The 21,190-nt window shown below is 73.7% G+C and carries 21 protein-coding genes and 1 other RNA gene; 6 read left to right on the top strand and 16 right to left on the bottom strand.

The features are described 5' to 3' along the window. The first annotated feature begins 87 nt into the window (after positions 1-87). Both AC1DWH_RS19910 and AC1DWH_RS19915 read left to right on the top strand, forming a co-directional pair. A complete protein-coding gene (locus tag AC1DWH_RS19910; RefSeq protein ID WP_477095114.1) occupies positions 88-1,068 on the top strand; it encodes an ABC transporter ATP-binding protein in 981 nt (326 codons plus the stop codon). After that, positions 1,065-2,192 carry an ABC transporter permease gene (locus tag AC1DWH_RS19915; protein WP_477095115.1) on the top strand — a complete coding sequence of 376 codons (1,128 nt, stop codon included), beginning with the start codon at positions 1,065-1,067 and terminating at the stop codon, positions 2,190-2,192. Before AC1DWH_RS19910 ends, AC1DWH_RS19915 begins: the two co-directional genes overlap by 4 nt. Before the next feature lie 141 nt (positions 2,193-2,333). Here AC1DWH_RS19915 and AC1DWH_RS19920 read toward each other — a convergent pair whose 3' ends face one another. The 7 genes from AC1DWH_RS19920 to AC1DWH_RS19950 all read right to left on the bottom strand — a co-directional run bounded on the left by AC1DWH_RS19920 (position 2,334) and on the right by AC1DWH_RS19950 (position 9,233). Next, entirely contained in the window at positions 2,334-2,900 is a 567-nt protein-coding gene (locus AC1DWH_RS19920; RefSeq protein ID WP_456845145.1) for a DUF5063 domain-containing protein, read from the bottom strand. Between the two features lie 10 nt (positions 2,901-2,910). Beyond that, positions 2,911-3,510, bottom strand: a complete 600-nt coding sequence (recR, locus tag AC1DWH_RS19925; protein WP_456845146.1) for a recombination mediator RecR — start codon at positions 3,508-3,510, stop codon at positions 2,911-2,913. 10 nt (positions 3,511-3,520) lie between these two features. Further along, positions 3,521-4,024: a VOC family protein gene (locus AC1DWH_RS19930; RefSeq protein ID WP_477095116.1), complete on the bottom strand. Its 504-nt coding sequence runs from the start codon at positions 4,022-4,024 to the stop codon at positions 3,521-3,523. 43 nt (positions 4,025-4,067) lie between these two features. Continuing rightward, complete coding sequence (locus AC1DWH_RS19935; RefSeq protein ID WP_477095117.1) at positions 4,068-6,380, bottom strand: DNA polymerase III subunit gamma and tau; 2,313 nt, start codon at positions 6,378-6,380, stop codon at positions 4,068-4,070. 56 nt (positions 6,381-6,436) lie between these two features. Beyond that, a complete protein-coding gene (locus AC1DWH_RS19940) occupies positions 6,437-7,795 on the bottom strand; it encodes an FtsX-like permease family protein (RefSeq protein WP_477095118.1) in 1,359 nt (452 codons plus the stop codon). Continuing rightward, complete coding sequence (locus AC1DWH_RS19945; protein ID WP_477095119.1) at positions 7,792-8,490, bottom strand: ABC transporter ATP-binding protein; 699 nt, start codon at positions 8,488-8,490, stop codon at positions 7,792-7,794. Before AC1DWH_RS19945 ends, AC1DWH_RS19940 begins: the two co-directional genes overlap by 4 nt. A gap of 119 nt (positions 8,491-8,609) precedes the next feature. Further along, the gene (locus AC1DWH_RS19950; RefSeq protein ID WP_477095120.1) at positions 8,610-9,233 is read right to left on the bottom strand and encodes a LysE family transporter; all 624 of its coding nucleotides are present in this window, start codon (positions 9,231-9,233) and stop codon (positions 8,610-8,612) included. A gap of 79 nt (positions 9,234-9,312) precedes the next feature. Between AC1DWH_RS19950 and AC1DWH_RS19955 the strand changes: the two genes are divergently transcribed. Continuing rightward, positions 9,313-9,741: an Lrp/AsnC family transcriptional regulator gene (locus AC1DWH_RS19955; protein WP_477095121.1), complete on the top strand. Its 429-nt coding sequence runs from the start codon at positions 9,313-9,315 to the stop codon at positions 9,739-9,741. Here the strand turns inward: AC1DWH_RS19955 and ffs are convergent. The 7 genes from ffs to AC1DWH_RS19990 all read right to left on the bottom strand — a co-directional run bounded on the left by ffs (position 9,739) and on the right by AC1DWH_RS19990 (position 15,763). After that, positions 9,739-9,835: signal recognition particle sRNA small type (gene ffs / locus AC1DWH_RS19960), an RNA gene on the bottom strand. The genes AC1DWH_RS19955 and ffs overlap by 3 nt on opposite strands. 8 nt (positions 9,836-9,843) lie before the next feature. Further along, a complete protein-coding gene (locus tag AC1DWH_RS19965) occupies positions 9,844-10,764 on the bottom strand; it encodes a PfkB family carbohydrate kinase (protein WP_477095122.1) in 921 nt (306 codons plus the stop codon). Next, positions 10,761-11,672 carry a carbohydrate kinase family protein gene (locus AC1DWH_RS19970; RefSeq protein ID WP_477095123.1) on the bottom strand — a complete coding sequence of 304 codons (912 nt, stop codon included), beginning with the start codon at positions 11,670-11,672 and terminating at the stop codon, positions 10,761-10,763. Before AC1DWH_RS19970 ends, AC1DWH_RS19965 begins: the two co-directional genes overlap by 4 nt. Beyond that, a complete protein-coding gene (locus AC1DWH_RS19975; protein WP_456846807.1) occupies positions 11,669-12,553 on the bottom strand; it encodes a carbohydrate ABC transporter permease in 885 nt (294 codons plus the stop codon). The genes AC1DWH_RS19970 and AC1DWH_RS19975 overlap by 4 nt, the downstream gene beginning before the upstream one ends. After that, a complete protein-coding gene (locus tag AC1DWH_RS19980) occupies positions 12,553-13,518 on the bottom strand; it encodes a carbohydrate ABC transporter permease (RefSeq protein ID WP_477095124.1) in 966 nt (321 codons plus the stop codon). Before AC1DWH_RS19980 ends, AC1DWH_RS19975 begins: the two co-directional genes overlap by 1 nt. 2 nt (positions 13,519-13,520) lie before the next feature. Further along, positions 13,521-14,846, bottom strand: a complete 1,326-nt coding sequence (locus AC1DWH_RS19985; protein WP_477095125.1) for an ABC transporter substrate-binding protein — start codon at positions 14,844-14,846, stop codon at positions 13,521-13,523. A 32-nt stretch (positions 14,847-14,878) separates the two neighbouring features. Further along, complete coding sequence (locus AC1DWH_RS19990; RefSeq protein WP_456846804.1) at positions 14,879-15,763, bottom strand: SIS domain-containing protein; 885 nt, start codon at positions 15,761-15,763, stop codon at positions 14,879-14,881. Between the two features lie 137 nt (positions 15,764-15,900). Between AC1DWH_RS19990 and AC1DWH_RS19995 the strand changes: the two genes are divergently transcribed. Beyond that, the gene (locus AC1DWH_RS19995; protein WP_477095126.1) at positions 15,901-16,968 is read left to right on the top strand and encodes an amidohydrolase family protein; all 1,068 of its coding nucleotides are present in this window, start codon (positions 15,901-15,903) and stop codon (positions 16,966-16,968) included. Between the two features lie 3 nt (positions 16,969-16,971). Here AC1DWH_RS19995 and AC1DWH_RS20000 read toward each other — a convergent pair whose 3' ends face one another. Continuing rightward, positions 16,972-17,820 (bottom strand): class II fructose-bisphosphate aldolase, encoded by an 849-nt coding sequence (locus AC1DWH_RS20000; RefSeq protein ID WP_477095127.1) that lies wholly within the window; start codon positions 17,818-17,820, stop codon positions 16,972-16,974. Further along, a complete protein-coding gene (gene melA, locus AC1DWH_RS20005) occupies positions 17,817-19,118 on the bottom strand; it encodes an alpha-galactosidase (RefSeq protein ID WP_477095128.1) in 1,302 nt (433 codons plus the stop codon). The genes AC1DWH_RS20000 and melA overlap by 4 nt, the downstream gene beginning before the upstream one ends. A gap of 87 nt (positions 19,119-19,205) precedes the next feature. On the opposite strand from melA, the gene AC1DWH_RS20010 reads away from it, so the two are divergent. Together AC1DWH_RS20010 and AC1DWH_RS20015 are read left to right on the top strand one after the other, a co-directional pair. Continuing rightward, positions 19,206-20,012 (top strand): DeoR/GlpR family DNA-binding transcription regulator, encoded by an 807-nt coding sequence (locus AC1DWH_RS20010; RefSeq protein ID WP_477095129.1) that lies wholly within the window; start codon positions 19,206-19,208, stop codon positions 20,010-20,012. 638 nt (positions 20,013-20,650) lie between these two features. Next, a partial coding sequence (locus AC1DWH_RS20015; protein ID WP_477095130.1) for a DUF222 domain-containing protein occupies positions 20,651-21,190 on the top strand: 540 nt, incomplete at its 3' end.

Here is a 21,190-nt window from a genome sequence, read left to right on the forward strand (position 1 = left end):
CACGGCCGCTCAGCCTGCACAGCATCCGCACAGACCCGGAGGCCCGAACCTGCCCGCCGATGCCCGGCCCGGCCCTACGGTGACGCCATGTCGAGCACCGTCGATGACGACACCGCGACCACACCCCCGCCTCCTGCCGCACCGGGCGACGGCATCGTCGCGCGCGGCCTGCACCGGGCGTTCGGGCCGATCAAGGCCCTGGACGGCGTCGAGCTGACCGCCCGCGCCGGAGCGGTGACCGCGCTCGTCGGCCCCAACGGCTCGGGCAAGACCACCCTGCTGCTGGTGCTCGCCGGGCTCCTGGTGCCGGACTCGGGGTCGGTGACGGTCGCCGGGCACGACCCCGTCACGCACGGCGCGGCCGCCCGGGCCCGCACGGGCTGGATGCCCGACACGTTCGGCACCTGGGACTCGCTGACCGCGCGCGAGGTCCTGCTGACCTTCGCCGCCGCGTACCGGCTGGCCCCGGCGACCGCGGCCCGGCGCGCGACGGAGCTGCTGGCCACCGTGCACCTCTCCGAGTACGCGGACCGCCCGGCCTCCGTCCTGTCCCGCGGGCAGAAGCAGCGGCTCGGCCTGGCCCGCGCCCTCGTGCACGACCCGTCGGTGCTGCTGCTCGACGAGCCGGCGAGCGGCCTCGACCCCCGTTCGCGGGTCGACCTGCGGATCCTGCTGCGCCGGCTGGCCGACGAGGGCCGCACCGTGCTCGTCTCCAGCCACGTGCTCTCCGAGCTGGACGAGATGGCCGACGACGCGGTCTTCCTGTCGAAGGGCCGCACGGTCGTCCCGGTCGCCGACGCCTCGCCGACCCGGACCTGGCACGTCCGCGCGCTCTCGCTCGAGGCCCTCACCACGTGGCTCACCAGCGCGGGCGCGGCCTGGCAGGCCGACGACGCACCCGTCTCGCCCACCGGCGCGGGCGGCGTGCTGCTCGAGGTCGACGGCGAGGAGGGCGCCGCGCGCCTGGTCCGCGACGCCGTCGCCGCAGGCGTACCCCTCGTGTCCCTGGTGCCCGCCGGCGGGGCGCTCGAACAGGCCTACCTGACCCTCGAGGAGGAGCGGCGATGACGCTGTCCGAGGTCGAGCTCGACCACGAGCCGTCGACGACGCCACCGCGGTCCCCCCGGTCGACGACGTGGGGGCTGACCTGGCACGGCGTCCGCACGGTCGCCGTCCTCGAGCTGCGGCAGCGGGTGCGGTCCACGCGGTGGGTCGTGGCGCTGATCGTGTGGTTCGTCGTCGTCGGCGGCATCACGCTGCTCACGTCCGGCGCCCTGCGCACCTTGGCCTCCGGCGACTCGACCCCCGCGGGTTCGCAGGGACCCCTGCTGTTCGGCGCGGTGACGTTCCTGGTGCTGGGACTCGGCCTGCTGGTCACGCCGACCCTCGCGTCGACCGGCATCAACGGTGACCGCAACGCCGGAACGCTCGCCACCCTGCAGGTCACGCTGCTGACGCCCGCGGAGATCGCGACCGGCAAGCTGCTCGCCGCGTGGGCGGCCGCGTGCGCCTTCCTCGTCGCGAGCCTGCCGTTCTTCGCGATCGCGCTGGCGCTGGGCGGGACCCCCGGGACGTCGCTGCTGCGGGTCGTGATCGTCGTCGCGGTCATCCTCGCGGCGGTCTGCGGGATCGGTCTCGGCTTCTCCGCCCTGACCACCCGCTCCGCCGGCTCCACGGTGCTGACGTTCCTCACGGTCGCCGGCCTGACCCTGCTGACGCTCGTGATGTTCGGCGTCACGTACCCGTCGATCTCGACGACGCAGCAGGTCGAGGTATACACGGTGCCGCCCGACTGGGACGGCTCGCCCACCGTGGACTGCACGGTCCAGACGCAGGAGCGGTCCGTCGCGCACACCGAGCGCACGTGGTGGCTGCTCGGCCTCAACCCGTTCGTCGTCGTCGCCGACGCGGCCGGGACGGCGGAGTACGACTCCCAGTCGCCCAACAACAACGACCCGCTGGGCGCCATCCGCGACGGCGTCCGTGAGCTGCGCGCCGGGCCGCAGATCCCGCTGCAGGAGTGCTGGGTCGAGGACTCCAGCGGCGCGGACCCGAGCACCGTGTCGCACGCACCCGTGTGGCCCTGGGGGCTCGCCGTCAACGTGCTGCTGGGCGCCGCCGGGTTCGTGGTCGCCGTCCGCCGGCTCCGGGTCCCGACGCGCAAGCTCGCCCGCGGGACGCGGGTCGCCTGACCCAGACCGTCACGGGCGATCAGGGCTGCAGGGCGTCGTCCTCCGCCTCGGCGGCTGTGCCTTCGCGTCGCCTGGTGAGGTCAGGGCTGCAGGGCGTCGTACTCCGCCTCGGCGGCTGTGCCTTCGCGTCGCCTGGTGAGGTCAGGGCTGCAGGGCGTCGTACTCCGCCTCGGCGGCGACGTCGTCCTCCACGTCGAGCCGCAGGTGCGCGAGCATCGTCTGCAGGGTGCGCAGCACGCTCGAGGCGCGCTCGCCCCAGTCCGACAGGTACGAGAACTGCCACCACCACAGGGCCTCGAGCACGCCGCCGGTCTCGTAGTGCCGCAGGCCCTGGGCCAGCGCGCCGGCGATCGCGACGAGGTCGCCCGACACGCTCGCGGGCTGGACGTCGATGCCCAGCAGCGGGTCGACCACCTCGGCGTACTCGTCGATGCCCTCGAACACGTTGGCCAGGTTGGCGCGCAGCGGCTCGACGTCGGGGTCGGGGCCGAGGTCCGGCTCGAAGCGCTCCGCGGGGACCACGTCGGTGGTCGCGCCGAGCCGGGCGCCGGCGGCCAGCATGTCGCTGACCGCGAGCAGGAGCAGGGGCAGCGACGCGTCCGGGTTGGCGCCCGACGCCACCTCGGTGATCGTCGTCAGGTAGCTGCGGGCCTCGGTCGCGACCGCGCTGGCGATGTCGCGGAGGTCCGCGTCGGCCGGTGTGCTCATGTGCAGCCCCCTACGCGCTGATCCGTCGACGGCCCTCGAACGCCCGCCCGAGCGTGACCTCGTCGGCGTACTCCAGGTCCCCACCCACCGGCAGCCCCGAGGCGAGCCGGCTGACCGTCAGGCCCATCGGCACCAGCAGGCGGGCCAGGTAGGTGGCCGTGGCCTCGCCCTCGACGTTCGGGTCCGTGGCCAGGATGACCTCGGTGACCGTGCCGTCCGCCAGCCGGGTCATCAGCGGCGCGATGCGCAGGTCGTCCGGGCCGACGCCCGCGATCGGGTTGATGGCCCCGCCGAGCACGTGGTACTTGCCGCGGAACTCGCGGGTGCGCTCGATGGCGACGACGTCCTTGGGCTCCTCGACCACGCAGATGGTCAGCGGCGAGCGGCGCGGGTCGCGGCAGATGCGGCACTGCGGCTCCTGCGCGACGTTGCCGCAGATCTCGCAGAACCGGACGCGGAGCTTGACCTCGGTGAGCGCGTCGGCCAGCCGTCGCACGTCCGCCGGGTCCGCCGAGAGGATGTGGAACGCGATGCGCTGGGCGCTCTTGGGACCGACCCCGGGCAGCCGCCCGAGCTCGTCGATCAGGTCCTGGACCGCGCCTTCGTACACGACCGCCAGCCTACGGGGTCGCGGCCGCGGGGCCGCCCGGTGCGGGGCTGCCGGCGGCGGGGTTCTCGGACGTCGGGCTCTCCGGTGCGGGGCTGCCCGGTGCGGGGCTGCCCGCCGCGACCAGCTCGACCTCGAAGCCCTCGCCGTCCTCCAGGTAGGCCGCGTAGTGGTCGGGGCCGCCCGCGTACGGGTGCCGGTCCGCGAACAGCAGCGACCAGCCGTGCTGCGGTGCCGACGCCACGAGCGCGTCGAGCTCCGCGCGGGTGCCCGCGTGGAACGCGAGGTGGTTCAGCCCCGGCCGCAGCCGGTCGTGGGGCGTCGACGCCACGTCGGGCCCCGACTCGAGCACCACGTACGGTCCCGACGCCCGGCCCCAGCTCGCGCCGTCCGGCCAGCGGTCGCGCACCTCGTATCCCAGGTGCGTGAGCAGCCAGCCCCAGCTCTGCTCGGCGGTCGGGAGGTCGGCGACCCAGATCTCCAGGTGGTGGAGGGCGCCGCGCATCTCGGCGGTCACGGCGTGCGACCCGGTCGGTGCGCACCCGGCCGACGCGGCGCGCTCACGACGTGCCGTCGTCCAGCTGCTCGTCGATGACCGTGCCGCCGAGCATCTGCGCGACCAGGGGCGCGCCCATGAGGCTCGACGTGGTGATGTCGGGGTCGTCCGGCGACGGCTCGTCCGGCACGCCCGGGATCACGCGCGACGCCGACTCGCGGGCCGCAGCCATGCCGCGCTCCCGGGCGGTGCCGGGCACGCTGGGCGGCGGCTCGTGGGCCAGGTCCGGCGGGGGCGGGGCGGCCTCGCCCGGCTCACCGGGCTCGTCGTGCGGGGGTTCGACGGCCGGGGGCTCGTCGTCCCACGACGCCGCCGCCTCGGCCGGCGTGACGGCGCGCGGGTTGGCGCGGTCGTCCGGGGAGCCCTTGGGCGTCGGCGCGGCCGACGGAGCCGGTGCGGACTGCGCCGCCGACGCCTGCTCGGCGAGGATCCCCTCGACCCGGACGTCGAAGCCCAGGGTCTCGCGCACCGCCCGGGCGACGACGTCCGCGTGAGCGCCGTTGCGGAACGTCGTGGCCAGGGCCGGGTTGTCGAAGGCGATGCGCAGGGTCGTCGCGTCGAGCTCGGCCACCTGCGCGTTCCGTGGGTCGATGAGCGCCCAGGTCACGCGGCGCAAGCCCTTGACGGTCTCCAGCACCTCGGGCCAGCGACGGCGGAGCACCTCCGTGTCCGGACCACCGGTGGAGCGACCGGGGGTCGGCGCGGGGGCGGCCGGAGGCTGGGCGACGGGTGCGGGTGCGGGTGCGGGTGCGGCGGGCGCGGCATCCGCCGGAGCCGGTGCGGGGGTCGACGCCGCCGGGGAGGTCGGCGCGGTTGCAGCGGGTGTGGCCGCCGCGGCAGCCGGAGCGGGGTCGGCGGCGGGTGTGGGCTCCGCGGTGTCCGTCGCCGGGCGGTCGGAGTTCTCGGCGGGCCCGTCGGCCACGTCGGACGTCGGCGTAGCCGCTGGGCCGCCCGATGCCGGGGCCGCGGCGACCGGCCGGGACGCGTCAGGCTCGACCGCCGGGGCCGGAGCGCTCGGCGCGGCAACTGGGGCCGGTGCGGCCGGCGACGGAGCCGCGGCAACCGGTGCGGGAGCAGTAGGAGCGGCGGCCGCCTCGGCTGCGGGTGCCGCGTGCGTCGGCACGCGCACACCCGGGCCGCCGTCGGCCGGGAGCCCGCGCTCGAGCCGGTCGAGCCGCGCGCCGATGCCGGTGCGCGTGTCCTCGGCCGCGGGCAGCAGCAGGCGGGCCATGAGCAGCTCGAGGTGCAGGCGCGGGGACGTCGCACCGGTCATCTCGGTGAGGGCGGCGTTGCAGAGGTCGGCCGAGCGGGACAGCTCGGACGGCCCGAGGTGGCGGGCCTGAAGGCGCATGCGGTGGAGCTGGTCGGTGGGGACGTCGCGCAGGGCGGCGTCGGCGGCGTCACCGGACGCGGCGATGACGATGAGGTCCCGCAGCCGCTCGAGCAGGTCCTCGACGAACCGCCGGGGCTCGTGGCCTGTGGAGATGACGCGCTCGACCACGCGGAACGCGGACGCGCCGTCGCGGGCGGCGACGGCCTCGACCAGGTCGTCGAGCAGGGAGGCCTGCGTGTACCCGAGCAGCGCCGCGGCGCCCTCGTACCCGAGCTCCCCGCCGCCGGACCCGGCGATCAGCTGGTCGAGCACCGACAGGGTGTCCCGGACCGACCCGCCGCCCGCCCGGACCACCAGCGGCAGCACGCCGGACGCCACCGGCACGCCCTCGCTGTCGCAGAGCTGCTGGAGGTAGGGCACGAGGACGTCGGGCGGCACCAGCCGGAACGGGTAGTGGTGCGTGCGCGAGCGGATGGTGCCGATGACCTTGTCCGGCTCGGTCGTCGCGAAGATGAACTTGATGTGCGGCGGCGGCTCCTCGACGATCTTGAGCAGCGCGTTGAAGCCCTGGTTCGAGACCATGTGCGCCTCGTCGAGGATGAAGACCTTGTACCGGTCGCGCGCGGGCGCGAACGTGGCGCGCTCGCGCAGCTCGCGGGCGTCGTCGACACCGCCGTGGCTGGCCGCGTCGATCTCCACGACGTCGAGGCTGCCCGGTCCCCCGCGCGCCAGCTCCACGCACGACGGGCAGACGCCGCACGGGGTGTCGGTGGGGTTCTCCTCGGTGTTCTGCGCACAGTTGAGGATGCGGGCCAGGATGCGCGCGGACGTCGTCTTGCCGCAGCCGCGCGGGCCGGAGAAGAGGTACGCGTGGTTGACCTGACCGCTGCGCAGCGCCTGCCGCAGGGGTGCCGTGACGTGGTCCTGGCCGATCACCTCGGCGAAGTTCTCCGGCCGGTAGCGGCGGTACAGGGCTGTCGTCACGCCACGAACCCTAGACGCCCGTGCCGACAGTCCGCGCCCGGACTCCTCAGCCTCACTCAGTCGGCGCGGACCACCGTGTCCGCTAGCACCGACCGGAGCAGCGGCCGCGAGGTCTCCGTCGCCGCGAACACCAGCGCGCACCCGCCGGTCAGGAACGCGACGAGCAGCAGGACGCCCTGCGGAGAGGTGAACACGGCCAGCCCGAACAGCGGGAAGAACATGACCAGGGCGGCCACGGCCGAGCCGACCGCGACGAACAGCAGCGGCACCAGCACGGTCCGCCGCCGGACCGCGTCGAGCAGCTCGACGGGGGTGCCGGCCAGGTTCTGCAGGGCGATCTCGCGGCGCCGGTCCAGCACCCCGGCGGCCTGCGCGATGCCCGCGGACACAGCAGCGAGCAGGAACGCCACGACGAGGGTCACCATCGCCCCGGTGACCAGGTCGTCCATGAGCACGGCGCCCTCCGGGTCCGCCGAGGTGTCGACGGCCGTGATCGCCGGCAGGACGGCGAGCGCCCCGGCGACGAACCCCGCGAGCCCGAGCCCGCCGACCACGCGCCAGGCAGCCTTCGGGTCGTCGAGCAGCCGACGGGCGGCGAGCAGGCGGGCGGGCGTCGTCGCGCGCCTCAACGAGACCTTGCCGACGAGCCCGAGCACCCAGGGTCCGACCGCGTTCAGGGTGGCGAAGCCGACCGCCAGCGCACCGACCAGCGCGCCCGCCGCGGCAGCGCCGAGGGCACCGGCGCCGGCGCTGACCACCATGAAGGTGCCGATGCCGACGGCGGCGATCACCAGCCGGAGCCACGTCATGCCCTTGGGGGTCTCGCGCCGCGCGACCCCGAGCGGCGACACGCTCACGCGCCGCAGCGAGACGGCCCCGGACAGCGCCGCCAGCAGCGGGACCGCGACCAGCGTGATCGCGAACCCCTGCCAGCCGACCCACAGCTCGGCCATGCTGAAGGTGGTGCCCTGGAACGGCAGCAGCGCGCAGACGGGCAGCAGCGCCAGGTAGAGCAGGATGCCGAGCACGGCCCCGACCAGCCCCTGCCAGGCGGTCTCGGTCACCGTGAGCCCGACGACCTCCCGGGGCGTCGCGCCGAGCAGTCGCAGGGTGGCGAGCCGGGCGTCGCGACGGGCCACGCCGAGCCGGGCGGCGGCGCCACCGAGCGTCACCAACGGGACCACGAGCAGCACCACGGCGATCCACGCGAGGGTGAGGTACAGGCTCCGGACGTCGTTCTGGCCGGGCGGGACCGGCAGCGCGGCGCGGGCGGCGAAGCCCAGCAGGCCGCCGACGACGCTGAGCGTGAGCCCGGTCGTCACCGTGAACGCGGTGATCGCGAGGCCGGTGGTGACCCGGGCGTCGCGGCCGCCGGCGCGCTGGAACCGGGGAGCGAGGGCGACGACGGCGTTCATCGGGCGACCTCGGCGGGCGCCGCCGCGCCGACGACGAGCCCGTCGCGCACCTCGATGCGGCGGTCGCACCAGCCGGCCACCTCGGCGTCGTGGGTCACGACGACGAGCGAGGCGCCGGCGGCCTTCGTCGTCTGCGTGAGCAGCTGCATGACGTCGTGCCCGGTCGACTGGTCGAGGGCGCCCGTGGGCTCGTCGGCGAACACGACCGCCGGGCCGGTGATCAGGGCGCGCGCGACCGCGACCCGCTGGGCCTGGCCGCCCGAGAGCTCGCCCGGTCGTCGGCCCTCCATCCCCGCGAGCCCGAGGGAGCCGAGCCACTGCCCGGCCAGCGCCGTGGCCTCTCGTCGGGATGTGCCCAGCAACATCGCGGGCAGGGCGACGTTCTCGACGGCGGGCAGCTCCGAGAGCAGCTGCCCGAACTGGAACACGAACCCGTAGTGCTGCCGGCGCAGCAGCGAGCGCTCGCGGTCGGACAGCCGGCCGACCTCCCGCCCGTCGAGCGCGACCGTGCCGGAGTCGGGCAGCAGGATGCCCGCCAGGCAGTGCAGCAGGGTCGACTTGCCGGACCCGGACGGGCCCATCACGGCGAGCGACTCCCCGGCGGCGAGGTCGATGTCGACCCCCGCGAGGGCGGTCGTCGGCCCGAAGCGCTTGACGAGACCGCGGGCGGACAGGCGGGGCGAGGCGGTGGTCATGCTCCCAGGCTGTCGGTGGCAGGCCCCGTCCCGCGTCGACCCGTGGGCCCGTTCCGTGCGCGCGGGTGTGCACCCGCAGGCGGACGGACGTCCGTCCCCCGTCTGACCCGGCAGCCCGGTCAGACCACGAGAGCGACGCCCGCGAGGACGACCACCCCGGCGCCGGCCATCGACACCCAGGTGCGCGCCCGCGGCGGGACGCGCAGGCCGAGCAGGCCGCTGGTCACGGCGAGCACCAGCTGCCAGGCGAGCGAGGCCAGGCCGACCCCGACGACGAACGCCGAGACCGAGCCCGCTCCCCCGACCTGCGCAGCGAGCCCGACCGCGATCGTGGTGAAGGTGACGGCCGTGAGCGGGTTGACGGCCGTGAGCCCGAGGAACCGCAAGTAGGCCCGCGCCGACGTCCCGGCGGGCTCCGGGGTCGCGGCGGGTTCGGCCGGGTCCTGCCGGCGCAACGACCGGGCGGCCGCGCCGAGGCCGACCAGCCCGACCGCGACGAGCACGCCGGCGCTGATCCCCCGTACGAGCCCGGCGTGCTCGCCGAGCACCCGGCTCACCGGCGCGCCGACCGCGACCGCCAGCACCGCGTACGCGAGGTCCACCGTCGCGATGCCGCAGGCCGCCCCCACGGCCACGCGCACGCCGTCCACCAGCCCGCTGCGCAGCAGCAGCACGCCGACCGGCCCGACCGGCATGGCGACGGACAGGCCCGCCAGCACCCCGAGGACGAACGCCGTGGTCATGCGGCCCAGGCTCGCCGACACCGCCGACCGGGCCCACAACAATCTGCGGAATCCCTCGTCGCACTGCGATCATCGACGGATGGACGCCATCGACGACGCAATCCTCCGCGAGCTGACCGCGGATGCGCGGTTGTCGTACAGCGAGCTCGGGGCACGCGTGGGGCTCAGCCCGAACGCCGCCGCCAACCGCGTGGGCCGCCTGGTCGCCGACGGCACGATCCGCGCGTTCACCATCGTGCGCGGCGGGGTCGGTGCCGCGCCCGGGCCGGGGCTCGAGGTGTTCGTCGAGGTCCGGCTGGCCGAGGGGACCTCGAACGAGGACTTCACGGACGCGCTCACCAGGAAGGGGTTCCCGCAGGTGCTCGACGCCGTGCACGTGACGGGCTCGTACGACTACCTGCTGCACGCGGTGGTTCCGGACCCCGCGGCGCTGGACGTCTTCGTCCGGCGGCTGAAGCGGGAGGCCGGGGTGGCCCAGACGTTCACGCGGCTCGCCATGCGGGCATGAAAGGACCCCTCGCACACCCGCCAGAGCTCACCTGCCCTTGCTGCCTTCCGGCCCTGGGGGAGTTCAGCGAGATGACGCCGCACGAGGGGTCTGCCGGAAATCCTAACCCGTCCCGTCGGTGACGATGACACGGTCGAGGAGCCGCCCCACGGCGGACGGGTCGAAGCGAGCAGCTCCCGGCTCGAGGGCGTTGGCCGCCCCGGCGGCGGTCGCGCGACGCAGCGCGACGGCCAGGTCCACGCCCTCGTCGAGCGCGTGGACGAGCGCGCCGAGCAGCGAGTCGCCGCTGCCGACGGGGAACTGACCGACCACGCCCGGCAGCGCGGCTGCCAGGGTGCGGGTGCCGTCGGTGGCGCGCAGGCCGGCCACGCCGTCGGTCACGACCACCAGCGAGCCCGTGCGGGCGTGCAGCGCCTCGACGAGCTCCGCGAGAGCGGTCGTCGGCGGCGCCTCGAGCAGCTCGCACGCCTCGGCGCGGTTGATCTTGAGCAGGTCCGGGCCGCGCGTCAGGCCACGCAGCGCGGGTCCGTGGCTGTCCACGGCCAGGCGCGTGCCGGCGGGGATGCGCGCCGCGAGCTCGCCCAGGGCGTCGGGGCCCAGCCCCGCCGGGAAGCCGCCGCTCACCAGGCACCAGCCGGGGCGGTCGTGCAGGGTCGCGACGAGGGCATCGAGGAACGCGTCGTACACCGCGCGGGACACCGGCGTCGCGTGCTCGTAGATCTCCGTGAGGCCGCCGTCGGACCGCGCGTGCACGCTCGTGCACGTCCGGGTCAGCTCGCCGCCGTCGACCACCCGCAGGTCGATCCCGTCGGCCCGCGCAAGATCCGCGACGACCGTCCCCGTTCCCCCGCCGAGCACCGCGACGGCCGCGACCGACGAGCCCAGCAGCGCCGCCGCGCGGGCCGCGTTGAGCGCCTTGCCGCCGGCCACCCGGTGCACCTCGAGCGGCCGCTGGATGCCCGACAGCTCCTCGACCAGGTACGTGACGTCGAGGGACGGGCTGACGGCGGCGGCCGTGATCATGCGATCCCGAGGTCCGCCAGGGACGCCTGCCGCCCGGTCCCGCCGCTGCCGAGCGTCGACAGCGAGCCTGCCGCGGCGGCCCAGCGGAGGCGCTCGGCCTCGTCGGCGACCCCGTGCGCGAGGGCCGCGAGGTAGCCGGCGTCGAAGCTGTCGCCCGCGCCGGTGGTGTCGACGACGTCGACGGGCAGTCCGGGGGCCTGGAAGAACGCGCCGGTGGCGTCGAGGGACCACCCGCCGTCGGCACCCGCCTTGACCACCACGCGGGGTCCTCGACGGGCCAGGTCGCGGGCGATGTCGACGTCGGCGCCGGACCCGAGGGCGCGCAGCTCGGCGAGGTTCGGGAGGAACACGTCGACGTGCGGCAGGAGCTCGAGGACGCCCGCCCACTGCTCGGCGGGGTCCCAGTTGGTGTCGAGGCTGACGGTCACTCCGGCGGCGCGGACCTCGGCCAGGAGCCCAGGCAGCTCGGCCGCCAGGGTCGGCTGCAGGAAGTACGACGCGACGTGCAGGTGGGTCGCGTCGGTGGCCGCGAGCGCGGTGCGGACGTCGGACGCGCGCAGGGTCGGGATGGTGCCCGGCACGGTGAGGATCGCGCGGTCGTCGGGAGCGGACAGGATCACGGACAGGCCGGTGGGCACGACGGGGTCGACGACGACGTGCGTGGTGGAGACCCCGGCCGCGGCGAGCCCGTCGAGCTGGAACCGGCCGAAGGCGTCGTCGCCCACTCGCGCGACCAACGACGTCGGCACCCCCAGCCGCGCGATCCCGCAGGCCGCGATCGACGCGCTGCCGCCCAGCACCAGCTCGCCGGAGTCGACCAGCTGCTCGGCCTGCCCGAACCGCGGGACCACGTCGCCGCGGAGCACGAGGTCGACGTTGGCGTCGCCGGCGACGAGGACGGCCCTCATCCCTTGAGCCCCGAGAAGGTCATGGTCGCGATGAACTGCTTCTGCGCGATCACGAAGAACGCGATGAGCGGCAGGGTCGCGACGACGTTGCCCGCCATGAGCAGCGACCAGTCCGTGCGGCGGTCGCCCTGGAAGTTGGTGATGCCGAGCTGCAGCGTGAAGCTGCTCGGGTCGTTGATCGCGATCAGCGGCCAGACCAGGTCGTTCCAGGAGCCCAGCAGCGTGAAGATCGCCAGGGTCGCCAGCGCCGGCTTGGCCAGCGGGAGCACCACCCGCCAGAACACCGCGAGGCGGGAGCAGCCGTCGAGCACCGCGGCCTCCTCCAGCTCGGCGGGCAGCGACAGGAAGAACTGCCGCATGAGGAAGATGCCGAACGCCGAGGCCAGCCACGGGACGATCGCGGCGCCGAGGGTGTCGATCAGGCCGACCTTCGCGAACATCACGTACGTCGGGACCATGAGCAGCTGGGTCGGGATCATGATCGTCGCGACGATGGCCAGGAACCCGAACGTGCGGCCGGGGAACTTCAGCCGTGCGAACCCGTACCCGGCGAGCGAGCACAGGACCAGGTGCGACGCGACGCCGACGGTCGAGACGATCACCGTGTTGAGCAGCCAGCGCAGGATGTCGGAGTCGGCGAACAGCTTGGTGAAGCCGTCGAGCGTGAGGGTCGACGGGATCAGCTTGGGCGGGAACTTGTTGATCTCCGACGCCGGCGTCAGGGCCGTGAGGAACATCTGCACGAACGGCAGCGCGAACAGGAACGCGACCGGGGCGAGCAGGAGGTGCCACCACCAGTGCCGGCGCCCGCCGCGGCGCGTGAGCCGGATGTCGTCGGGCGTGTCGGGCACCGGTGTGCGGGACAGCATCTGGACGGCCATCAGAACGCCTCGACCTTCGCGCGCCGGGAGTACAGGACGACGCCACCCGTGATGATCAGGGTCACCGCGAACAGGCCGTAGGCCACCGCCGAGGCGTAGCCGAACTCCAGGTTCTTGAACGCCGTCTGCCACAGGTAGTAGACGATCGTCTGCGTCGCGTCGAGGGGGCCGCCGCGGGTGGTCGTGTAGACGAGGTCGAACAGCTGGATGGCCTCGATGACCTGCCAGACCGTGACGAACACCGTGACGGGGGCCAGCTGCGGGAACGTCACGTGCCAGAACGACTGCCACCGGTTCGCCCCGTCGATGCGGGCGGCCTCGAGCAGCTCTCCGGGGATGTCCTGCAGGGCCGCCAGGTAGATCACGGTGGTGAACGCGGCCTGCCCCCACAGCGACATGAGCGTGATGACGACCATGGCCTGCGAGGGGTCCTCGAGCCAGCCCTGCTGAGGAAGGTGCAGGGCGCGCAGGACCGTGTTGGCCAGGCCGAACTGCGGGTTGAACAGGTACGTCGTGAGGATGCCGGTAGCCGCGGCGGAGGCCACGAACGGCAGGAAGATCGCCGTCCGGTAGAAGCCGATGAGGAACAGCGAGCGGTTGAGCAGCATCGCCAGGGCCATGCCCATGAGCACGGACGACGGCACGAAGAGCGCGGTGTAGAGGATTGTGTGGCCGACCGCGTCGCGCAGGGCGGCGTCGGTCACCATCGCCTGGTAGTTGCCGAGGCCCACCCACGTCGGCGTCGAGAAGCCGTCCCAGCTCTGCAGCGAGAGCCAGAACGCCCAGGCCGCGGGGAAGATCGACAGGCCGAGCACGATGAGCATCGCGGGGGCGACGAAGCCCCAGCCCTGCAGCCCGGCCCGGCGACGCTCCTTGCGGCGGCCCGGCGTCACCGCCGCGCGCGGCGCGTGCGCCTGCGGCAGGAACGCGCCGCGTCGCCGGGCGGGGGCGGTCGTGCTCGCCATCGTCACCCTCCGAGCGCCTTCGTCGCGGTGGCGGCGGCTGCGGTCAGCGCGTCGGCCGGCTCGCCCTGACCCTGCATCACCTCGGAGATCGCCGACCCGATCGCCTCGGAGAGCTTGACGTAGCCCTTGACGGTGGGCCGGGCGTGCTTGGAGTTGACCATGTTGGCGGCCATGACGTCGAGGCCCGGAAGCGCCTCCACCTGCGCGAGGAACTCGGGCGACTGGGCCTCCGACGAGCGCAGCGGCAGGTTGCCGTACGCGACGTTCCACTTGATGTCCTGCTCCGCCGACGTCAGCCACTTGGTCAGCTCGTACGACCAGTGGGCGCGGTTGGCGTCCTTGTGGTCGAACAGCACCCACAGGTCCGGGCCGGACACGCTCTCGTGGTTGCCGTCCGTCCCGGGCAGGGGCACGACGCCGTACGACGTCTTGGCCGTCTGCAGGTCGTAGAGGGTCCACGGGCCGGACGTGATCATGCCGATCCGGTCGCTGGCGAACAGCTCGGCCGCCTTGGTGTCGGTCTGGTCGAGGTAGATCGACTTGTCGTCGACGGCCATGTCGCGCAGCAGCGTCAGGGACGTCACGCCGGCGTCCGAGTCGAAGGTCGCGGTCTTCTGGTCGTCGGACAGGATCTCGCCGCCGTTCTGCCACAGGTGCGGCCAGAACTGCCAGGTGGTCTCCTCCGAGCCCGACACCGAGTAGCCGTAGCCGTAGGTGTTCGTGCTCGGGTCGGTCAGCTTCTTGGCCGCGGTCCGGAAGTCGTCCCAGGTCCAGTCCTCGGTCGGGTAGTCCACGCCGGCGGCGTCGAAGACCGTCTTGTTGTAGATGAGGGTCAGGTTGTCGACGACGGCCGGGAAGCCGATCGTCGTGCCGCCGCCGGGCTGGGCGGTCTGCCGGGCCGCCTCGGGGAACTCGTCCCACTTCACGTCCGGGTCCGTGACCTGCTCGGTGATGTCGAGCGTGCGCTTGGAGGCCTGCAGCTCGCTGGCCCACGAGCCGTAGGCGTAGGAGACGTCGGGGTAGGTGTTGCCGGCGAAGCCGGCGGACAGCTTCTGCAGCAGCTCGTCGGTGGACGGTGCGCCCGACGAGATGTCGACCGTGACGTTCGGGTGCAGCTCCTCGAAGTCCTTGGCCAGACCCTCGAGGATCGTCTCGGCCTGGTCGGCCTGGCCGGTCCACCACGTGATGGTCGTCTTTGCCTCGGGGTCGAAGGTGGCGGCGCCCTGCGGGGTGCCGCTGGAGCACGCGGTCACGGACAGGGAGGCGATGACGGCGGTGGCCGCGGCGAGGGCGGCGATTCGCGTACGGGGCGAGCGCTGGGGGGACAACTCGTTCTCCTCGGGGTCGGTGGCGGTGCTCGTCAGGACAGGACGACGGAGCGGGTCAGGTGGCGCGGGGTGTCGGGGTTGAGGCCCCGGCTCTCGGCGAGCTCGACGGCGAACCGCTGGGCCTGCACGAGCTGCACCAGGGGGTCGTCGTCGGTGGCCAGGACGCGGGCGCCCGTGGCCTCGATGTCGGCGACCATCGCGGGGTCCGCGGCGCCGAAGATGGTGACCAGCGAGCCCGGGTGGGCGACCGCGATGGGTCCGTGCCGGTAGTCGAGCACCGGGTAGGACTCCGACCAGGCCTGCGCAGCCTCGCGCACCTTGAGCGCCGCCTCCTGGGCGAGCCCGTGGGTCCAGCCGGTGCCGAGGTAGACGACGTGGTCGATGCCGTCGACCGGCACCGGGAGCGGGGCGTCGAGCACGCGCTGCGCGGCGTCCACGAGGTGCTCGGTGGCGTCGCCGAACGCGGCGCGGGCGATCGCGAGGACCGTCGTCGGGAAGCGGGTCTGCACCACGGAGCTCTCGTCGGCGTAGTCGAGCAGGAGGACGTGGTCGGCCCGGCGGGCGATCGGGCTGTCCTCGACGCCGACGATCGCGGCGACGGGGGTGCCGGGCTCGACCAGCTCCAGGGCGGCCAGCACCTCGCTCGTCGTGCCCGAGCGGCTGATCACGAGCACCCGGTCGTAGGTCCGGCCCGGGCGCCACTCGGAGGCGTAGGCCGCGTCGGTCAGGCCGAGGCCGGCCTGCTCGCGCAGGACCGCGACGGACTCGGCGACGAAAGCGCTGGTGCCGCAGCCCAGGACGAGGACCCGGTGTCCCGGGGCGCCGAAGATCGCGCCGGACGTCGCCGCGTCCTGCAGGGCTCGAGCCCAGACGGACGGCTGGCTGGCGATCTCTCGTGCGGTGATGCTCTCGCTCACGGGGTGCTGCCTCTCTGCTCCCGGCTCCGGGTCCATCGCGTCGCCGTGTGCGCAATACTGCGTACCGAAGTGATCGATCCGCAATGAAACTGCCTCAAACGCTCACTCTTGGTGAGCGCACCGGAGAGGACCGCGCCATGACCACGCCCGACTGGGCCGCCGCCGCCCACCTTCGCCTGGCCGACTGGCACCCGCGCAGCCGGCTCGCCGCGACCGCGACGCACGTCGACCGCAGCGCCGTGGCCTGCATCGACGTGCACAACCACCTCGGTCGCTGGCTCACGCCGCCCGGGTGGACGGCCCCGTCGGTGGACGAGCTGCTCGCGCTCATGGACCGACGCAACGTCGCGACGGTCGTCAACCTCGACGGGATGCACGGCGACGAGCTCGAGGCCAACCTCGACCGGTACGACCGGGCGCACCCGGGCCGGTTCCTCACGTTCTGCCAGCTCGACTGGGGGGTGCTGGCGCAGCCGGACGGGCCTTCGCAGATCGAGGCGCAGCTGCGCGACTGTGCTGCTCGCGGCGCCCGCGGGCTCAAGGTCTGGAAGAACCTCGGGCTCACGGTCCGCGACGCCTCCGGGGCGCTCGTGCTCCCCGACGACCCTCGGGTCGTCGCCGTCCTCGGGCTGGCAGGGTCGCTCGGGCTGCCCGTGCTCATCCACGTCGCGGACCCGGTCGCGTTCTTCGACCCCGTCGACGCCACCAACGAGCGGATCGACGAGCTGCAGGCCAACCCGGAGTGGTGGTTCGGGGACCGTGCGGTGCACCCGACGTTCGACCGGCTGCTCACGGCGCTGGAGTCGCTGGTGCTGGCAACGCCCGGGACGACGTACATCGGCGCCCACGTCGGCTGCGTCGCCGAGGACCTGGACCGCGTGGAGCGGCTGCTGGCGGCGGCGCCGAACTGGAACGTCGACATCGGCGGGCGCATGGCCGAGCTGGGCCGCCAGCCCCGGCGCACCCGTCGACTGATCGAGCGGTTCGGCGACCGGGTGCTGTTCGGCACCGACGCGTTCCCGCTGACCGACGAGGCGCTGACCACGCACTTCCGGTTCCTGGAGACCGACGACGAGGCGTTCGACTATGCGCCGGACGAGGTCGTGCCGCCGCAGGGGCGGTGGACGGTGTCGGCGCTGGGGCTGTCCGGCGACGCGATCGCAGCCGTGTACGCGGGGAACGCGCGGCGGGTGCTGGGGCTGTAGGGCTCAGGCCGCGTGGATCGTCGCGCAGGTGGTGGCGACGACCTGCGCGATCGCCTCGCGGGCGGGTGCGAGGTAGCGACGCGGGTCCGTCAGGGCCTCGTCGGCAGCCAACGCCTGCCTCACCTGGGCCGTCAGCGCGACGTTGAGCGCGGTGCCGATGTTGATCTTGCGGATGCCCGCGCGGACCGCGTCCTGCAGGGCCTCGGCCGGCACGCCGGAGGAGCCGTGCAGCACGAGCGGGACCGGGACCTGCTGGGCGAGGCGGGCGATCAGGTCGAGGTCCAGGTGCGCGGTCGCGGTCGTCATCGCGTGCACCGAGCCGACCGCCACGGCGAGGCCGTCGACGCCCGTCGCGGCGACGAACGCCGCCGCCTCGCCCGGGTCCGTGCGGACGCCGGGCGCGTGGCCGTCCTTGCCGCCGACCTCGCCGAGCTCGGCCTCGACCCAGAGCCCGGCGGCGTGCGCGTCACGAGCGAACCCGGCCGTCGTCGCGACGTTCTCGTCGAAGTCCAGGTGGGCGACGTCGACCATCACGGACGAGACGCCGTAGCGGGCCGCCTGTGCGACTCCCTCGCGGAGGAGGTCGGCGTCCTGCAGGTGGTCCAGGTGGACGGCGATCGGCACCGTCGCCTGCTCCGCCAGCTCGCGGCACGCGGCCAGCAGCGGGCCGATCCGTCCCTGCCGGTACCGGACCGCGTTCTCGCTGACCTGCAGAAGGCCGGGAGATCCGGCGCGCTCGAGGCCGGCGACGATCCCCTCGGCGTGCTCGAGCGTGATGACGTTGAACGACAGGACAGCGCCGCCCTTGGCGACGGCGTCGTCGACGAGGCCCCGGGTGTGCGCGGCGGTCACAGGAGGACGCGCAGGGGCTCGGGCAGGAGGTCGCCGTGGGCGGTGACGAGCTCGTTGCAGAGGTCCCAGATCTGGGCCGGGGTCAGGGTCGAGCTCGCGTTGCCGTCGACGAGCACGGCCTGCCGGACCAGGCGCGGGTCGCCGGTGCGGACGGCCTCGACCGTGAGCTCCGCGACCGACAGGTAGGTGCGGTTGAGCGCGGCGCACTGGACCGGCAGCGGCCCCATGGCGATCGGGACGAGGCCGTTGCCGTCGACGTGCGCCGGGACCTCGACTACCGCGCCGGCCGGCAGGTTGTCGATGAGCCCGTGGTTGGGCACGTTGACGTGGATCTCGCGCGTGGTGCCGGTCAGGATCGAGTGGATGACCTGCGGCGCGTACTCGGAGGCTCCGCCCTCGAGGGGCAGGTCGCTCCCGTCGCGCAGGAGCGTCTTGGCCTGCTCGTACTCCGCGACGTTCTCGCGGCTGATCCCGATGTACTGCAGCGGCTCGATGCGGAACCGCTCGACCTGCTCATCGTCCCGCAGGAACCAGGAGAGGTACTCCGAGGAGTGCTCGCTGGTCTCGGTCGGGTAGTAGCCGATGCGGCGGAACATCTCGACGCGGACCCGGCGCTCGAGCTCGGGGTCGTCTGCGATCTTCGCTCTCAATCGCGGGTACAGGTCCTCGCCGTCGAGGGTGGTCCAGTCGCGCAGCCAGGACTGGTGGTTGACGCCGAACGCGCGGAACCGGGTCTGCTCGACGTCGAGCCCGAGCAGCCCGGCCAGGTCGTGCGCGGTCCAGTACACGGAGTGGCACAGGCCGTAGGTGCGGATGTCGGGGGCGACCACGGAGGCCCACCAGACGTTCATCGCCATCGGGTTCGTGTAGTTGAGCAGCAGCGCGTCCGGGCAGACCGCGCGCATGTCCTCGAGGATCCCGGTCAGCACGGGGAAGGTCCGCAGGGCACGGAAGACGCCGCCGACGCCCGTGGTGTCGCCGATGGTCTGGCGCAGCCCGTGGCGTGCCGGGATCTCGAGGTCCGTGATGGTCGCGTCGATCCCGCCCACCTGGATCATGTTGATGACGAAGTCGGCGCCGTCCAGGGCCGTCTTGCGGTCCAGCGTCGCGCTGATCCGCGCCGGGTGCTCCAGCTGCTCGACCAGGCGGTGCGCGGTTCCCTCGGCGACGTCGAGCCTCTCCTGGTCGACGTCGTGGAGCGCCAGCTCCAGGTCGAGGTCCCCGAAGCGCAGGAGGTCCGCCACGAGCTGGCGGGTGAACACGACGCTGCCGGCGCCGACGAACGCGATCTTGGCCATGCTGGGATGATCGCCGCGCTGAGCGATTCGTGCAAGAATTCCCCGTTCGATCAGTCGAAATGATCATTCTGAGTGAGCGAGGTTCCGATGCCGGTGGTAGACGACGCGCCGAGGGCGACGTCCCGCAAGCGCTCGGACCGCATGCTCGCGGTCCTGGCCCTGCTCGAGTCCGGCGACACCGTCACCCTCGCGGAGCTCACGCAGTCGCTCGGGGTCTCGTCGGCGACCGTGCGGCGCGACCTGGCCGACCTCGAGGAGCAGGGCCTGCTCGTGCGCACCCACGGCGGGGCGCGCGCGTTCGCGTCGGCCCGGGCCGAGGTGCCGGTGCGGCTGCGCGACTCGCAGTTCCGGCTGGCCAAGCAGCGCATCGCCCGCAGGGCCGCCGAGCTCATCCCGACCGGTCCGTACAGCGTCGCGATCAGCGGCGGCACCACGACCGCCGAGGTGGCGAAGGTGTTGGCGGGCAGGCCGGACCTGGCGATCGTCACCAACGCGCTGACCACCGCGATGGAGATCGCCTCCCGCCCCAACCTCAAGGTGATCATGACCGGCGGGGTCGTGCGGTCGACGTCGTTCGAGGCCGTCGGCGTGCTGGCCGAGAACACCTTCAACGCGATCAACGTCGGCACCGCGATCCTGGGCACCGACGGCATCAGCGCGGCCGGCGGAGCGACCACCCACGACGAGACCGAGGCCCGCACCAACAACGCCATGGTCAGCCACGCCCAGCGGGTGGTCGTCGTCGCCGACGGGTCCAAGGTCGGTCGCGTGACCCTCGCGAAGATGGCCGACCTCTCCCAGGTCCACGTCCTCGTCACCGACACCACCGCCGACCCCGACGAGCTCGCCCGGATCGTCGCCGCGGGCGTCGACGTGCTGGTGGTGGAGGTCTAGCCGGGTTCAGGGAGCGGCGAGCCGGCGCGCTGCTCAGAGGCCGTCGCGCTGCCTGAGAGGGCGCGTCCGTGCCGCAGACGGTCGCGCCGCCAGAGTTCGCGAGCCTGCGCTCCGACGGCTCTCACGAAGAACCGGTGAGCCCTCTCTGTGTGCACCACACGCGCCGCCATAGACCCGGTGGCCGCCGCAACGGCCTCGGAAGCGATCACCGATTGCCCTTTTCGCCATTCTTCCGACGCCTCATTCTTTCCGTGGATGGACACTCGCAAATCGGGGGCTGTGGGCGGCTCGATGCGCCGTCCGCAGGTCGCTGACCTGCGAACCTGCGAATTCCTCCGTTCGTCTCACGATGCGGTCGAATGCCCCGGTGAATGTCAGTGGTCGCTGGGAGACTTCTTTGTGGCGGGATTGTTTGACCCGAATTCTCGGGTCGGCCCGGTGGCGCGAGGAGGTGGGCGGCGGTGTCGATCGAGGAGATCTCGCGGGGGGCGAGTCGTCCGCGCGCAGCCGCCGCCGCAGGTGAGGTCGGGTCCGAACCGGGTGGGGCGTGTGCCGAGTCCCAGACCGCGGGGTCCGGTGTCGGGTCGCCGGCGGCGGCGGCGTTGGCGGCGTTGACTGCGGCGGTCGATGCGCTGGCCGTGGCGTCAGACCCGACCTGCCCGACGGGTCGCTTGGAGGGGGAGGCGGCGGTCGAGGTGGTGCGCGAGGCCCTCGCGGTGGCGGGTCGGTTGTCGGCGATCGCGGCGCGGGTGGTGCCGGTGGTGGAGGCGGACGGGTGGTGGGCGCTGGATGGGGCCCGGTCGATCACGACGTGGGTCGCGGCGCAGGGTCGGCTGCCGCACGGTGAGGCCAAGCGGCTGGTCACGTTGGGGCGGGCGTTCCGCGACGCGGCCCCCCGCACCGCGGCCGACGCGGTCGCCGGCACCGTGCCGGTCGACGCGGCGCACGCGATCGCGGCCGCGGCGAACACCCAGGACCGGCGCACGGCCCTGGCCGCCCCCAGCGAGGAGTGCGGGGAGGAGTTCCTGCTGGAGCTGGCCCGGGTGCTGCCGGCCGCCCAGTTCCGGGTGCTGACCCGCCGCTGGGCCGCGCACGCCGACCCCGGCGCCGACGAACGCGGCTACGTCGAAGCCTCCGACCGGGAGTTCTTGACCCTGGCCCAGACGATGGACGGGTGC

It is taken from the genome of Cellulomonas sp. P2_F12, from assembly GCF_056403775.1.

Excerpts from the sequence above, each read along its gene's own strand:
- AC1DWH_RS19910 (WP_477095114.1), top strand. The coding sequence starts at position 88 with ATGTCGAGCACCGTCGATGACGACACCGCGACCACACCCCCGCCTCCT.
- AC1DWH_RS19915 (WP_477095115.1), top strand. The coding sequence starts at position 1,065 with ATGACGCTGTCCGAGGTCGAGCTCGACCACGAGCCGTCGACGACGCCA.
- AC1DWH_RS19920 (WP_456845145.1), bottom strand. The coding sequence starts at position 2,900 with ATGAGCACACCGGCCGACGCGGACCTCCGCGACATCGCCAGCGCGGTC.
- AC1DWH_RS19940 (WP_477095118.1), bottom strand. The coding sequence starts at position 7,795 with ATGAACGCCGTCGTCGCCCTCGCTCCCCGGTTCCAGCGCGCCGGCGGC.
- AC1DWH_RS19945 (WP_477095119.1), bottom strand. The coding sequence starts at position 8,490 with ATGACCACCGCCTCGCCCCGCCTGTCCGCCCGCGGTCTCGTCAAGCGC.
- AC1DWH_RS19950 (WP_477095120.1), bottom strand. The coding sequence starts at position 9,233 with ATGACCACGGCGTTCGTCCTCGGGGTGCTGGCGGGCCTGTCCGTCGCC.
- AC1DWH_RS19955 (WP_477095121.1), top strand. The coding sequence starts at position 9,313 with ATGGACGCCATCGACGACGCAATCCTCCGCGAGCTGACCGCGGATGCG.
- AC1DWH_RS19965 (WP_477095122.1), bottom strand. The coding sequence starts at position 10,764 with ATGATCACGGCCGCCGCCGTCAGCCCGTCCCTCGACGTCACGTACCTG.
- AC1DWH_RS19970 (WP_477095123.1), bottom strand. The coding sequence starts at position 11,672 with ATGAGGGCCGTCCTCGTCGCCGGCGACGCCAACGTCGACCTCGTGCTC.
- AC1DWH_RS19975 (WP_456846807.1), bottom strand. The coding sequence starts at position 12,553 with ATGGCCGTCCAGATGCTGTCCCGCACACCGGTGCCCGACACGCCCGAC.
- AC1DWH_RS19980 (WP_477095124.1), bottom strand. The coding sequence starts at position 13,518 with ATGGCGAGCACGACCGCCCCCGCCCGGCGACGCGGCGCGTTCCTGCCG.
- AC1DWH_RS19995 (WP_477095126.1), top strand. The coding sequence starts at position 15,901 with ATGACCACGCCCGACTGGGCCGCCGCCGCCCACCTTCGCCTGGCCGAC.
- melA (WP_477095128.1), bottom strand. The coding sequence starts at position 19,118 with ATGGCCAAGATCGCGTTCGTCGGCGCCGGCAGCGTCGTGTTCACCCGC.
- AC1DWH_RS20010 (WP_477095129.1), top strand. The coding sequence starts at position 19,206 with ATGCCGGTGGTAGACGACGCGCCGAGGGCGACGTCCCGCAAGCGCTCG.